This is a genomic window from Variovorax sp. P5_A3 (assembly GCF_056400665.1).
The window spans coordinates 18,815-33,030 of record NZ_JBFUKW010000025.1; the positions used below are offsets into that span (position 1 = coordinate 18,815).

Consider the following 14,216-nt stretch of genomic DNA (forward strand, 5'->3'; position numbering starts at 1 on the left):
ACTCAAGACGGATTTCTCGGCAGCAAGAGCAGCAACTGCAACGATCGCTGGCGCTGGCGCCGAGGTTGGCGGTAGCGGGGACGACGATAGCGAGATGAACTGACGGCGCCGTCTGAATGAAATTACTCGCCCAGATACGCTGCACGGACCCGCGGGTCGCTCAGCAGATCCTTGGCGTCGCCCGTCATCGTGATGAGGCCTGACTCCATCACGTAGCCGCGGTCGGCCAGCTGCAGTGCGCGGTTCGCGTTCTGCTCAACCAGCAGGATGGTGACGCCCTGCGCGGCCACGGTCTGAACCACCTCGAAGATCCTGTCGCACATGATCGGCGACAGGCCCATGGTGGGCTCGTCGAGCAGCAGCACATTGGGCCGCGCCATGAGCGCACGGCCCATGGCCAGCATCTGCTGTTCGCCACCCGACATGGTGCCCGCGAGCTGGTCCTTACGCTCGCGCAGGCGCGGGAAGGTCACCAACACGCGTTCCATGTCGCTCGCGATCTCGGCCTTGTTCTTGCGGATGTATGCACCGATCTGCAGGTTCTCGGTGATCGTCATGCGCGTGAACACGCCGCGGCCTTCGGGCACCATCACGAGGCCTTCGCCCACCAGGTCCCAGGCGCCGCGCCCCTTGATGTTGCGGCCCAGGAATTCGATGGTGCCGGCACCCGCCGGCAGCGTGCCGGTGATCGCCTTCATGGTGGTGGTCTTGCCGGCGCCGTTGGAGCCGATCAGCGAAACCAGCTCGCCTTCGTGGACCTCGAAGTCCACGCCCTTCACCGCCTGGATGCCGCCGTAGCCGACCTTAAGGCCGCTGACCTTGAGCAGCGTCCTGCCAGGGGCGTCGGCCGCGGTCTTCCGCGGGGTTGCAGTTGCCGTTGCCGTTGCCGTCGTTGTTTCTTCTGCGCTCGTCATCATCGTTGTCGCCATTTCAGTGTCCTCCGGTGCCGAGGTAGGCCTCGATCACCTTCTCGTTCTTCTGCACGTCGTACGGCGTGCCTTCGGCGATCTGCTTGCCGTAGTCGAGCACGGTGACGCGGTCGCACAGGCCCATGATGAGCTTGACGTCGTGTTCGATTATGAGAATGGTGCGGTCGTCCTTGCGGATGCGGTCGATCAGCTCGCGCAGCAGCACCTTCTCGGTCGAGTTCATGCCGGCGGCGGGCTCGTCGAGCGCGATGAGCTGCGGGTCGGTGGCCAGTGCGCGCGCGATCTCGAGCCGGCGTTGGTCGCCGTACGACAGCGTGCGCGCCTTGTAGTCGGCGAACTTACCGATGCCCACATAGTCGAGCAGCTCGTGTGCGCGGTCGGCGATGGCTTTTTCCTCGGCCTTGAAGCTGCCGGTGCGCAGCATCGCCCCGAACACGCCCGAATGCGTGCGGATGTGCCGCCCCACCATGACGTTCTCGAGCGCCGTCATTTCGGAGAACAGGCGGATGTTCTGGAAGGTGCGCGCAATGCCAGCCTTGGCCACTTCGTGCACGGCCGTGGGCTGGTAGGGCTTGCCGGCCAGCTCGAAGCTGCCGCTGTCGGGCGTGTAGAGCCCGGTGATCACGTTAAAGAAGGTGGTCTTGCCGGCGCCGTTGGGGCCGATGAGGCCGTAGACCTGGCCGCGCTTGATGGTGATGCCGACGTCGGACAGCGCCTGCAGGCCGCCGAAGCGCTTGGAGATTCCGCGGACGTCGAGGATGGTATCTGTCGTCATGTTGATTTTCTCCTTCGGCTCACGGATTGATCGACATGGGGCGATAGGCCGCACCCGGCAACTCGTCGGCGCGCGTCTCGATGCCCGGCGCGTGGGTCTGCACCGAGGCTGGCGCCACCGGTGCGCCGGGGGCCGCGGCCCCCTTGCGCTGCAAGGTCTTGCCATGCTCGGGCGAAGGCCAGAGGCCGCGCGGCCGCACCAGCATGATGATGATCATGGCCAGCGCGATAAAGAGCTGGCGCAGGATGGACGCGTCGAGACGGCCGTCGGTCATCGCCTGCAGCGGGCCGGCCACATAGCGCAGCACCTCGGGCAAGGCGGCCAACAGCACGGCGCCCAGGATCACGCCCGGCAGGTGGCCGATGCCGCCCAGCACCACCATGGCGACGATCATCACCGACTCCATGAGGCTGAACGACTCGGGCGAGACGAAGCCCTGGAACGACGCGAACATCGCACCCGACACGCCGCCGAAGCTGGCACCCATGCCGAAGGCCAGCAGCTTCATGTTGCGGGTGTTGATGCCCATGGCCTTGGCCGCGATCTCGTCCTCGCGGATGGCCATCCAGGCGCGGCCGATGCGCGACATCTGCAGGCGGTGCGAAATGATGATCGTGGCGACCACCAGCGCAAGGAACAGGTAGTAGTAGAGCGTGACCGAGGAGATCGAGAAGCCGTCGAACTTCCACGCCTTGCCGAGATCGAGCCCCCAGAATTTGACGGAGTCGATGGCGGTGATGCCCTTCGGTCCGTTGGTGATGTTGATTGGCTGGTCGAGGTTGTTCAGGAACACCCGGATGATTTCGCCGAAGCCCAGCGTCACGATGGCCAGGTAGTCGCCGCGCAGCTTGAGCGTGGGCCCACCGAGCAGCACGCCCAGCATGCCGGCCACCACGAGCGCGAGCGGTATCACGATGAGCAGCGAGGTGTGCAGCCCGTTCGGGAACATGGCCTTGAACCACGGAAAGGTTTCGGACAGGTGCGACGAGCCCATCAGCGCGAAGAGGTAGGCCCCGATCGCAAAGAAGGCCACATAGCCCAGGTCGAGCAGGCCGGCGTACCCGACGACGATGTTCAGGCCGAGCGAGAGCATCACGTAGAGCAATGCGATGTCGGCGATGCGCACCCAGGCGTTGCCCTGGCTTTGCAGGAAGATCGGCAGGGCGAGCACGGCGACGACGCCCAGGATGTAGAGCGCGAGGTTCTTGCTGTTCTTCATGGTGTGCTGCTCCTCAGGCCCGATCCGCCACGCGCTCGCCGAGCAGGCCCGAGGGCCGCAGCGTAAGCATGACGATCAACACGATGAAAGCGAAGATGTCGCTGTAGTGGCTGCCTAGCACGCCACCCGTGAGGGTGCCGATGTAGCCGGAGCCGATGGCCTCGATCAGCCCGAGCAGAATGCCCCCGACCACCGCGCCGGCCAGGTTGCCGATGCCGCCGAACACCGCCGCGGTGAATGCCTTGAGGCCGGGCAGGAAGCCCATCGCGTGCTGCGCGATACCGTAATTGGAGGCGTACATGACGCCCGCGATGGCTGCGAGCACGGCACCGATGATGAAGGTGGCGGAAATGACCATGTCGGGCCGGATGCCCATCAGCGCCGCGACGCGCGGATTTTCCGCAGTGGCGCGCATCGCGCGGCCGAGCTTGGTGTAGTTGACCAGCCACATCAGCACCACGAGCGAGAACGCCGTGACGCTCAGGATCATGAACTGCGTGGGCGAGATCACCGCGCCGCCCACCTCGATGGGCGTGGTCGACAGTAGATTGGGATAGGCCTTGTTGGTGGGCTTCCAGATGATCATTGCCAGCGTCTGCAGCAGGATCGACATGCCGATGGCCGTGATGAGCGGCGCGAGCTTGGGGCTGTTGCGAAGCGGCCGGTAGGCGACCTTCTCGATCACGAAGTTGAGCGTGGCTGCAACGATGCAGGCGATGATCAGCGCGATGATGAGGACCAGCCAGCCGGGCGTGCCGGGCATGGATTCCTTCATGAGCCCGATGATGGTCCAGCTCGTGAGCGCTCCCACCATCAGCACTTCGCCGTGCGCAAAATTGATCAGGTTGATGATGCCGTACACCATGGTGTAGCCCAAGGCTATCAAGGCATACATGCTGCCGAGGACCAGACCGTTGATAACCTGTTGGAGCAGAATTTCCACGTGGCAATACCTGGCGTCGAGCGCGCCATGTCTCCGTATTAATATGTATATTCAGGCGAGCTCACCGAACTCCAGAGCCCGTCGCCATAGATCTCGATAACCGTGCGAGCCCGCGACGACTCGCACAGACTCTCAGATCGCCTTGGGTAGTCGTTGAGCGGCCAGCTCGGCGAGGTAGCGGGCCCCAACGGGAAGAATGCTGTCGTTGAAGTCGTAGGCGGCGTTGTGCAGGGGTATGCCACCTGGCTCTCCCGCTACCCCATTCCCGATGAATGCAAAGGCTCCAGGGACGACCTTCAAAAACGCGCCAAAGTCTTCTGAACCAAGAATCGGCGGAGTGTTGTTGTTCACATTTTCACGACCAACGACTGCTGTGGCGGCTGCGACAGCCCCCCGGACCTGCACCGGAGAGTTGTATGTCGGCGCGAACTCATGCGTGTAGAGCACCTCACAGTCAACGCCGTTCGCCGCCGCGATGCCCGAGCAAATCTCACGCATACGCCTTTCAATCATTGCCTGCACAACGGGCGTATAGCTTCTTGTATCGCCTTTGATGGTGACATTGGACGGGATGGCGTTGCGAATTCCATCTGTGAAGAACTCGGTACAGGACACAACTCCCGATTCCGAAGGGTCCAGCGACCTTGCAACGATGGTCTGCAGCGCTAGAAGAATCTGCCCGGCGACTATCAGCGGATCCGTCGTGAGATGCGGTGCCGATGCATGACCGCCGCGGCCTTTAACTGTGATGACGAAGTTGTCCTCGCTGGCCATGATCCCTCCTTCCCGGATCGCGATCCTCCCTTCTGGAAGGCCTGGCATGTTGTGCACAGCGAAGATCTCGTCGACCGGAAAGCGTTCGAACAAACCATCGTCGATCATCGCTTTGGCGCCACGGCCATGTTCTTCGGCGGGCTGAAAGATGAAGCGAACGGTTCCGTTGAAATTTCGGCGCTCCGTTAGTAGCTTTGCCGCACCCAGAACCATCGCCATGTGACCATCATGGCCACATCCGTGCATGCAACCATCGATGCGAGAGATGTGCTCGCGCCCCTCCGCAACCTCTTTCATAGCCAATGCATCCATGTCGGCGCGAAGGCCAACTACGCCCGGGCCGCTTCCCACTTGCAGGTTCGCCACAATGCCTGTCCCCCCGATTCCTCGATGAACCTCCAGCTGCAGCAGCTCCAAGGTCGTCGCAAGCGTGTCGGAAGTTCTTCGCTCATTGAACCCCGTCTCGGGGAACATATGGAAATCGCGACGCCACCGCATCAACTGATCACCAAACTCATTCTCAGAATACATAGCGAGCTCTCCTGTAAGCGGAAACTTTGGAAATTCAAAGGGCCATCGCTGTGCGAAGTAAACTGGCGGAGCGAACTCTCCCCACATGCTGCGGGGCGTAGATGCCCAAACGCTCGCCTGCCCGAGAAACGTTCATGCAGAACGGCCTTGAGTACGTTATCGCAGTCGAAGTGGTGGAATTTCCCTATGATGGCCACCACGACGCAACGTCCATGCGAATTCTGATGTGGCCGTCGAATGGCTCAATGCGGTTTCGAAGTCACTCGCGCAAGCTAACTCATCAATGATGCGCTAGGTACAGCGTGCCGGAGGGAAGCGTGGCGCGGAGTTGCGAACGTCCCGAAATACCTAACGTGTGACGAGATCGGCTTCGATTTCACGCATCTCACAGGCAACTAGCACAGTGATATCTGCAGCTAGCTGCTCCCCGCATCGGCGCCAGTGGGGGCGCTCACGGGATCTTTCAAGGCACTGCTCCACATCGGCTTCAGGTCCGACGTCACCAACTCGCGCTCGCCCAATCTGAGATCAGTGGCTGATCAGAGTCTCCCTAGTCCTTCAAGATGGTTGCTGTTGGTTTGTGGATGGACGGGAGAGTCAGCATAGCGACGGGCCGGCGGCGGAATCATTGCAGGCGGCGTCGAGCGCGTCCTGGTCGGCCTGGGCCTGGCGCCATAGCACCTTGCCAGTGGCGCTGCGGGGCAACTCTTCCACGAGTTTGACCTCGCGCGGGCACTTGTATACAGCCATGTGATCGCGCGCCAAGGCGATGATGTCCTCGGCGCTGGTCTGGTACCGGTGGCTGTCGCGCAGCACCACCAGCGCCATCACGCTCTCGCCGCGGTAGGAGTCGCGCGTGGCGATCACACAGGACTCCTTGATCGCGGGATGCCGGTGCAGCAGGGCCTCGACCTCGGCCGGCCAGACCTTGAAGCCGCTGGTGTTGATCATGCGCTTGAGACGGTCAGCCATGAAGAAGAAGCCGTCGGCGTCGCGCCGGCCCAGGTCGCCGGTGCGGAAGTAGCGCACGCCTTCGATCCCGGTGAAGGCGTCGGCCGTGGCCTTGTCCTGGCCCCAGTAGCCGAGGAACACCTGCGGGCCGTGCACCAAGACCTCGCCCACCTCGCCATCGGGCAGGGGCTGCAGCGTGGTCGGATCGACCACCAGCGCACGGGTGCCGATCCAGGGCATGCCCAGGCAATGACGACGCGGCGCGTGCATTGGGTTGAGGTGGGTCGGCGCGGCGGTCTCGGTAAGGCCGTAACCTTCCACGTAGTCCAGACCGAACCTCTGCTTCAGGTGCAGCGCCACCGCTTCGGGCATGGCCGCGCCGCCGCCGCCAATGTAGCGCAAGCTGTCCAGACAGTACTGGTCCAGGTCGTCTCCGCCGAGCAGGTCGATGACCGTCGTCGGGATGTTCGGCCAATGGGTGACGGCATGGGCCGAGATCGCGCGTGCGGCGATGCGGCGGTCCCAGCGCGGCAGAAGCACGATTCGGCAGCCGTGGCGAATGCTGGCCAGCAGGCCCATCACCAGCCCGGTGATGTGGAACATGGGCACCACGATCAGGACCACGTCGCCAACGCGCATGTCCAGCCAGGGGCCGGCTCCCAGGGCGTTGTGTAGCAGCGTGGCATGCGGATGCAAGCAGCCCTTGGCCGCGCCGGTGGTGCCGCTGGTGTAGGGCAGCAGCGCCAGGTCGGCCCCCCTGGCCGCGAGCGGTGCAGGCGCATAGGCCTGGGCGACCAGTTCTGCCCAGGCGTGCGTCGCCGTGCCAGGCGCGGACGGAACCGCATGGCGCGTCGGCAGCCACTGCTGCCATGGGGCGGGCCAGTCGCGTGTGTCGGCATCGGGCGGCAGCGCATCGGCCAGGTCGAACCAGACCAGGTGCCGCAGGCCGTCGGCCGGCAGCAGGCCGGCGCTGGCCCGCGCCAGTTCGCCCGCGATGTCTGACGAGGCTAACGCCACGCGGGCCTGCGCGTCGGTGATGTGTGGCCCAGTTCGTCGGCCCGGTTCATCGGATTCACCGGCACCACCACTGCGCCGGCGCGCAGCACTGCGTGCAGGCCGATCACGTATTGCGGGCAGTTCTGCATGAACAGCAGCACGCGGTCGCCGCGCTGCACGCCAAGGGCCTGCAGCGCGCCAGCCAGGTGCTCGGCCTCGCGCACCAGCGCGGCCCATGTGTAGTCGCGGCCCAGAAAATGCAGGCCCACGTTGTCGGGTGTGGCCTCGGCGCGGGCCGCGAAGCCCTGCCACAGCGATTCATCGGGCACCTGCAGCTGGCGCGGCACGCCGGGCGGCCAGTCGGCAGGAGAGGGTGCTAGGGATGCGTGGGCGGTCGGGAAAGTCCGCATGCCTTGTCTCCAGTGTTCTGTCTGCAGGGCAGGGCCAGGTGCGCTCGATGCGCGACACCACCGCGTGTTCCTGCGTTTAGCTGTAGCCACCGTGCAGTTGCACGCATTTGTCCAAAATAGTCAGACTGCAATCGCAGTGCTTCGAAGAATCAGGCCAGACCTGGGCGGCCGCTAGAGTAGTCTGACGGAGCGTGGGTCACTGCACAACCGTGACTTTTTGTCGCCCTTTGGTGCTTATCGTGTACAGCGTCACCGTGCCGTTTTTTAGGTCGCCTTTCTCATCGAACGAGATCTCACCAGTCAAGCCTTTGTAGCCCTTTGTCGCAGCTAGAGCGGGCAAGTACTTCTCGGGGTCAGCGGACTTCGCTGCTTGCATGGCTGCCGCCAAGATGCCGACTGCGTCGTATGCATTGGTTGCAAAGATCTCGCTGTCCATGCCATAACGCTTCTTGTACCGCTGGTTGAACTCACTGACCGCTGCTGCTTGCGCCGCTGTGGTACCCGCGGCCTCGCCGCAGTACACCATCCGTTCGCCAATGGCATCCCCCGCAATCTTTGGAAGTTCCTCGGTACAGATGCCGTCGCCGCCTACCACCTTGACAGAGAGCCCAAGCTGTTTGATCTGCTTGATCATCGGTCCGGCGACCGAATACATCCCGCCGAAGAATATAACGTCAGGCTTGACTGCCTTGATGCTGGTAAGAATGGCGGAAAGGTCAGTTGCCTTGTCGCTCGTGTACTCACGACGTGCAAGTGACGCGCCGGCTTCGGACACTGCCTTTGCGTACTCATCAGCGATCCCCTGCCCGTATGCAGTGCGGTCATCTATGACGGCAACTACTTTGGCCTTGAGTTCGCTGACGCTGAACTTCGCGAGCGCTCGACCCAGCTGGGCATCGTCTGCGACCACCCGAAAGGTCGTCTTGTAACCTTGACGCGTGTACTTTGGGTTTGTCGCGGCTACGCTAATTTGGGGTATTCCGGCCTTGGAATACTCCCTGGACGCGGGGATTGATGTGCCTGAAGTTTGATGCCCGATGACGGCGTTCACGTTTGAGTCGACAAACTTTTGAGCAACGGCTGTAGCTTGCTTGGGGTCTGCAGCGTCATCCTCAGCGATCAGTTCGAAGCGTGCTTTTTTCTCCCCGATCGCAATGTTCTTCGCGTTGAGATCTTCGACTGCAAGTCGGGCGGCGTTTTCGATCGATTTACCAGATGAAGCAAGTGGACCGCTGGTTGCAGCCACATGGCCAATTCGGACCACAGTGGTTTGTGCATAGCTTGCAGTCGATGCGATCGCCAAGAGGACGCTTACCGATGAAGCCGCGAAGAAAAAATTCATGACATCTCCTTCAAAGTGCAATATGACTCCATTCGGCGTCGCAAATCGATCGCCTTGTCAAAGCGATCGAATATGCGAAATCCAAGGTGCGCGGGATGAGCACCAATGAAGCTGTCGAAGTCCCGCTCGACAATATTCTTCTCGACAGCTTGCGGTGCGGGCTGCCGGCCCTACTTTTGAGAATGGTCAATCCGAGGGGTGACCAAAACACTCGCTCCTGGCTCTTTCCACAATCACTCATGATTCCGTGTCAACACCAATCAGGTGGCAATTTGACAGCTCGAAGTCTGCAATTCATGTTCATCTGGAGTATCAAGATCAAGACAAACTTTAAGGGGATGGAAACGAGTCAACCGTGCGTTCTGGTGACTGAAAACGGAACATCCGCGCGTTCTCCTGCGACGCTGTCGCCGTTTCGAAAGAAACCTCATGAGGTTCGAGAAGAAATCGGGTGGCTTTCGGATCCTTGGGTTCATTCAAATTTCGGGCGTCAGTTCAGGCTTTGGTGGATGCCTGTGGAGGACTCCAAACGCGTTAGCCGGCGACGCCAAGCGGCCGAACTGAAGCGGCCAGCGCCTGCGGCGTGCGCGGAGCCTGGAGCCTCATTAGCGCAGGTCGCGCACACGCACGACCTCAACGCCAAACTCGTTCACAAGTCGCGCTGCACGGTGGACGCGGGAGGGGCGACTCGAAGCGGCGGCCAACAAGCCTGGCCGGCAAGCGCATCAAATCAACAGCGTGACCGTGTGAGATCCACAGGAGATTTGCGTCGACGCGCTGTGGCTTTTCATCGAGCCCTTGGACATGTGCGCGAGCACCGAATAGGCTCCGGCACGCCAGGTTAGTGTCTTAGGCGTGACCGCGTCGTCTGCGCAGCGCGAGAAGCAGTTGCCCAAGCGCCAGCCACTGCCCCCGCACTTGCCGCGCCGGGCGATCCGCCACGAGCCCGAGAGCACCACCCGTACCTGCGTTTGCACCCTCTAGCGTTCCGTCGAGGATGTCACCAAAAAGCTCAGCTAACGCCCTAGGGTCTTCAGTGTCGAGCGACACGTGCGGGGCAGGTGGGTCTGCACGAAGTGCGAGACGCCGGCGCAGGCGTCCGTCGCCCCCCGCGCGTCACGACAAGGGCATCCCGACGGCTGGGCTGCACTCACAGGTGCTGGCAAGCAAGGGTTAGAGATCGGCTGAATTCGACAAGGCAGGAGGATGAATCAGACGCTGCAACCGAGCTCGCCGGCGGGGATTGTATCGGCGCCACCGCAGCGTTTGCTGAAGGACCCTTGCGAGCGAGGATCGCTTGTCAACGGGCTTCTATCTCACCACGCTAGCCGCGCGGCTCAGCGTCCGGAGGGCCACTGAGCCATTCCTGCTTTGACTCGAAGAGCCAGCGAAGATACTCGGTGACGGCTCGTATTCGGGCCGAGTATTGAAGGTCGTGGTGCACGCTCACCCAGAGTGATCGCATCACCCTTGCCGTGTCGGCAAGCACCGGCACCAGAGTGTCCTCCTTGACCACGGCGAACTTGGGAAGCAGCACAAGGCCCAGCCCAGACGCAGCGGCCGTCATCTGCGCAAGCATGCTGTTGGACTGGAAGCTCATCGGAGGCCTCGCGACCAGGTCATCGAGCCAGCGGACTGCGTCGAGCTGGATCAGGTCGTCCAAGTATCCCACGAACTGATGCTTTGGCAGATCGGACAGACTCGCGAGCACTCCGTGGTTCTCTAGGTAACTCGGCGAGCCATACAGGTACAACGCAAACGAGCCCGCTGTCTCGCACGCCAAACCCTGGCCGATGGGTTTGAAGAAGCTGACGAAGACGTCGGCTTCCCTGCGGCTCACGTTGACGATGGAAGAAGAAGTCACCAGTTCCACCCGCAGCTTCGGATACGTGCGCAGCAGCGGCTCGAGGTGGCGAGCCACGAAGGTGGTGCCGATCCCCTCCATCATGGCAATACGCACGCTGCCTGAAGGCTCCCTGTCGGTTCCGCCAAGTTCCTCTTGCAGCGACAACACTGCCCGCTCCATGTTCTCGGCCTGCAACGCGAGGACGTGCGCCAGCTCGGTAGGTTTGAGTCCGGTGCGGTGACGCTCGAAAAGGGGGCCGCCCAGGCACAGCTCCAACTGCGAGAGCCGTCGGCTGACCGTGGAATGATCGATGTGAAGCTGCCTGGCCGCCTGGGAAAGACTCCCGGTCCGGTTGATATGCAGGAACAGGCGCACATCGTCCCAATCGAGATTGGCGAGGGGTACCTTCTTGGTCGTCATTCGGCCTTCTCGTGCGTTGTCGTATGCAATCCTCCATCGGCCTGACCGGCCGGTGGCTCCTGGATAGCATTTCACATCGAGATCCGCAAGACAAGTGAAAGCTCGGCCTCGCACGGCCGCTTCCCAGTCCGAGCCCAGTCCTGGAAGATGGAAGATGGAAGATCGCCAAGGCGAACTCAGCCCGTAGGCTGCTCGACATGCGCCTGACGCCGGTACAAAAAGTCCATCAGTGCGCGCCTGCACTCCGCATAGGTCGGATCGGTGGCCAGGCTGACGCGGTCGCGCGGGCGCCCGATGGGGACGTCCAGGATCTCCCCGATCCGTGCCGCGGGACCGTTGGTCATCATGACAATGCGATCCGCAAGGAGCACCGCCTCGTCCACGTCGTGCGTGACCATGACGACGGTGCTTTCGGTTTTCTCGACGATGCCGAGCAGCTCGTCCTGCAACTTGGCGCGCGTGAGCGCGTCGAGCGCACCGAAGGGTTCATCCATCAGCAGGACCTGAGGTTCCATCGACAGTGCCCTGGCGATGCCGACGCGCTGCTTCATGCCGCCTGAGATTTCGCTGGGCTTCTTGTGCGCGGCATGCGCCAGGCCGACCATTGCAAGCGCCGCTTCGGTGCGGTGATCGATCGCGGATGCGGACTCGGCACGAAACACGCTGCACACGGCCATGCGCACGTTGTCGAAGCAGCTGAGCCACGGCAGGAGAGAATGGTTCTGGAACACCATCGCCCGTCGAGGTCCCGGCCCTCGGATGACCTCCCCGTCGCACGAGACGGTTCCCGCCGTCGGCGATGCGAGCCCGGCAAGAAGATTGAGCAGCGTGGATTTGCCGCAACCGGAGTGGCCGATCAGGGCGACGAACTCGCCTCTGCGGATCTCCAGATTGATCTCGCTGAGCGCAGGAAATTCGCCTTTAGGCGCGCTGAAGGTCTGCCGCACACCGCAAACGCGCAAAAACCCGGGCGTGGCGGTCGAGGCAGTCGAAACAGTGGAAAAAGTTGGCCGCAACATCGTCTGCCCTTTCATTCACGGAAGCTCAGCTGCTTCATCAATGCGCCGAGCAACTGGTCGAGCACCAGGCCGACAATGCCGATCATCACGATGGCGACGATGATGCTGGAGATCTGCAGGTTGTTCCATTCGTTCCACACGAAGAAGCCGATCCCGCTCTGGCCCACCACCATCTCCGCCGCCACGATCACCAGCCAGGCGATGCCGATCGAGATGCGCATGCCCGTGAGGATCATGGGAACCGCCGCCGGAAAGACGATCTTGCGTGCGCGCTCCAGTGGCGTGAGTCCGATCACGCGGCCGACATTGGTCCAGTCCTGGCGCACGCTCGCGGTGCTGTAGAGGGTGTTGAGCAGGATGGGCCAGATCGAACAGATGAAGATGATGAAGATCGCCGAGGCGCCGCTGTCCTTCAGCGTGTAGAGCGCGAGCGGCATCCAAGCCATGGGGGAAACGGGCCGCAGCAGCTGGATGAAAGGGTTCAGCGCCTGGCCCAGCCATGGAACCAGTCCCAGCAAGAAGCCCAAGGGAACCCCGACCAGGACCGCCAAGGCGTAGCCGCTGAACACACGCCTGAGCGAGTCGAGCAAGTGCCAGGCAATGCCCAGATCGTTCTCGCCATTGCGGCGCAATGGATCCGCAAACAGTTCGCCGGCGCGCTTGAACACGTCGACTGGGGTCGGAATGGCCGAGCGTTCCAAGGATGCGCCGGGGCTCTTTCCCATCAGGTTGTCATAGTCCGAAAGCTCCGCCGACGCGCTGCCGCCCCCGCTGGAGGCGAGTGCCTGCCAGACGGCCAGCAAGAGCAAGCCAATTGCCAAGGTGGCCAGCCAGGAGCGTGAGGTCGAGATCGCGCTCTGCATGGTCAGGCCCTGCCCAGCGACTTCAGGTATTCGGAGGGACGGTCGGAGTCGAAGCTCTTGCCCAGGATGATTTCCTTGCGGAATCCGACCTCGGGCGCCTTGCCGCCGCGCTCCTCGATGAGGCGCTTTGCATCGGTGGCCAGCATGACCTGTCGGGCAAGGCCCTTGTAGTCCAGGTCCTCCTTGATCATGTTCCATCGGCGCATCTGGGTCAGAAGCCAGACCGCGCTCGAGTAATGAGGAAAGGGCTGGAAGTCGATGCGGCGCGGCAGAGTCTTCACGATGCCGAGGCCATCCGCATACCTGCCGGTCAGGACCTGGTCCACGACCGTTTCGGGCTGATTGAGATACTGGGGCTGGGCAAGGATCCTGGCCATCCCTGTGCGATTGGCAGGCTCGGACACGTGCAGGCTCGCCGCAATGATCGCGCGGTAGGCGGCCATGAAGCTGTTCGGGTGGGCCTTGATCCAGGCCTCGGTTGCCGTCACCGAGCAGCAAGGATGCTCCGGCCAGATCTCGCTCGAGACCAGGTGAATGAAACCTGCGCCTTCGTACACGGCGCGCTGGCCGCCCGGCTCGCCGCCGAAGAAACCGTCGATGTTGCCCACGCGGAGGTTGGAGACGTACTCGGACGGAGGAACGACGCGGTAGGACACGTCCCGGTCCGCGTCCAGCCCTGCCGATGCGAGGTAGTGGCGCAGCTGGAGCATCTGATGGGATTGCTCGAACGGCACGGCGAACCTGAAGCCCTTCCAGTTCTTCGGATCACGGTTGTCCTTGTGCTTCATCGCAAGGACCAGCGAATTGCCGTTCTGGTTGAGCACCGTCAGCACACGGGCCGGAATGGGAGCGCCGCCGATGCCGGCCGACATGGCCAGCGCAACGGGCATCACCTGCTGGGAGATGTCCAGTTCGCCGTTGACCATCTTGTCGCGAATCAGCGCGATTCCGGCGATTTTCTGCAGACTCAGTTCCAGGCCCTCGCGGGGGAAAAGTCCGAGCTGCTCCGCATAGATCAGCGGCGTCGCGCAGGTGATGGGCAGGAAGCCGACGGCGAGCCGCTTTTTTCTCCGGCGCGCCCTTGCTGCGCTCCTGCGCGACGGCGGCAAGCTGGGTCAGCGGCGTGAGTGCCGTGAGCGCGGCCAGCGCCCCTGCCCTCCCCAGCGTCTTGACGAATGCCCGCCGCAGGCCGTGCTCT

At 62.6% G+C, this 14,216-nt stretch carries 10 protein-coding genes and 2 pseudogenes; 1 reads left to right on the plus strand and 11 read right to left on the minus strand.

Going from position 1 to position 14,216, the window contains the following annotated elements; translation table 11 throughout:
• Positions 1-122: 122 nt before the first annotated feature.
• The 7 genes and pseudogenes from AC1D3B_RS28520 to AC1D3B_RS28550 form a co-directional block, all read right to left on the minus strand.
• The gene (locus tag AC1D3B_RS28520; RefSeq protein ID WP_478194154.1) at positions 123-914 is read right to left on the minus strand and encodes an ABC transporter ATP-binding protein; all 792 of its coding nucleotides are present in this window, start codon (positions 912-914) and stop codon (positions 123-125) included.
• Positions 915-930: 16 nt separating this feature from the next.
• Positions 931-1,704, minus strand: coding sequence for an ABC transporter ATP-binding protein (locus tag AC1D3B_RS28525; RefSeq protein ID WP_478194038.1), 774 nt, complete (start codon positions 1,702-1,704; stop codon positions 931-933).
• A gap of 19 nt (positions 1,705-1,723) precedes the next feature.
• Complete coding sequence (locus AC1D3B_RS28530; protein WP_478194039.1) at positions 1,724-2,923, minus strand: ABC transporter permease subunit; 1,200 nt, start codon at positions 2,921-2,923, stop codon at positions 1,724-1,726.
• A 13-nt stretch (positions 2,924-2,936) separates the two neighbouring features.
• Positions 2,937-3,866, minus strand: a complete 930-nt coding sequence (locus AC1D3B_RS28535; RefSeq protein ID WP_478194040.1) for a branched-chain amino acid ABC transporter permease — start codon at positions 3,864-3,866, stop codon at positions 2,937-2,939.
• A 132-nt stretch (positions 3,867-3,998) separates the two neighbouring features.
• A complete protein-coding gene (locus tag AC1D3B_RS28540; protein WP_478194041.1) occupies positions 3,999-5,171 on the minus strand; it encodes a M20 aminoacylase family protein in 1,173 nt (390 codons plus the stop codon).
• A 597-nt stretch (positions 5,172-5,768) separates the two neighbouring features.
• Positions 5,769-7,528, minus strand: a pseudogene (locus tag AC1D3B_RS28545) (long-chain-fatty-acid--CoA ligase).
• 196 nt (positions 7,529-7,724) lie between these two features.
• Positions 7,725-8,870 carry a branched-chain amino acid ABC transporter substrate-binding protein gene (locus AC1D3B_RS28550; protein WP_478194042.1) on the minus strand — a complete coding sequence of 382 codons (1,146 nt, stop codon included), beginning with the start codon at positions 8,868-8,870 and terminating at the stop codon, positions 7,725-7,727.
• An 867-nt stretch (positions 8,871-9,737) separates the two neighbouring features.
• Here AC1D3B_RS28550 and AC1D3B_RS28555 point away from each other — a divergent pair.
• A pseudogene (locus AC1D3B_RS28555) lies at positions 9,738-10,041 on the plus strand (IS66 family transposase); the annotation flags it as partial.
• A 153-nt stretch (positions 10,042-10,194) separates the two neighbouring features.
• Here AC1D3B_RS28555 and AC1D3B_RS28560 read toward each other — a convergent pair.
• The 4 genes from AC1D3B_RS28560 to AC1D3B_RS28575 all read right to left on the minus strand — a co-directional run bounded on the left by AC1D3B_RS28560 (position 10,195) and on the right by AC1D3B_RS28575 (position 14,127).
• On the minus strand, positions 10,195-11,136 hold the full coding sequence (locus AC1D3B_RS28560; RefSeq protein ID WP_478194043.1) for a LysR family transcriptional regulator: 942 nt from the start codon (positions 11,134-11,136) through the stop codon (positions 10,195-10,197).
• Positions 11,137-11,312: 176 nt separating this feature from the next.
• Positions 11,313-12,155 (minus strand): ABC transporter ATP-binding protein, encoded by an 843-nt coding sequence (locus tag AC1D3B_RS28565; protein WP_478194044.1) that lies wholly within the window; start codon positions 12,153-12,155, stop codon positions 11,313-11,315.
• A gap of 11 nt (positions 12,156-12,166) precedes the next feature.
• A complete protein-coding gene (gene ntrB / locus AC1D3B_RS28570) occupies positions 12,167-13,018 on the minus strand; it encodes a nitrate ABC transporter permease (RefSeq protein WP_478194045.1) in 852 nt (283 codons plus the stop codon).
• Between the two features lie 2 nt (positions 13,019-13,020).
• Positions 13,021-14,127, minus strand: coding sequence for a CmpA/NrtA family ABC transporter substrate-binding protein (locus AC1D3B_RS28575; RefSeq protein ID WP_478194046.1), 1,107 nt, complete (start codon positions 14,125-14,127; stop codon positions 13,021-13,023).
• Positions 14,128-14,216 lie beyond the last annotated feature (89 nt).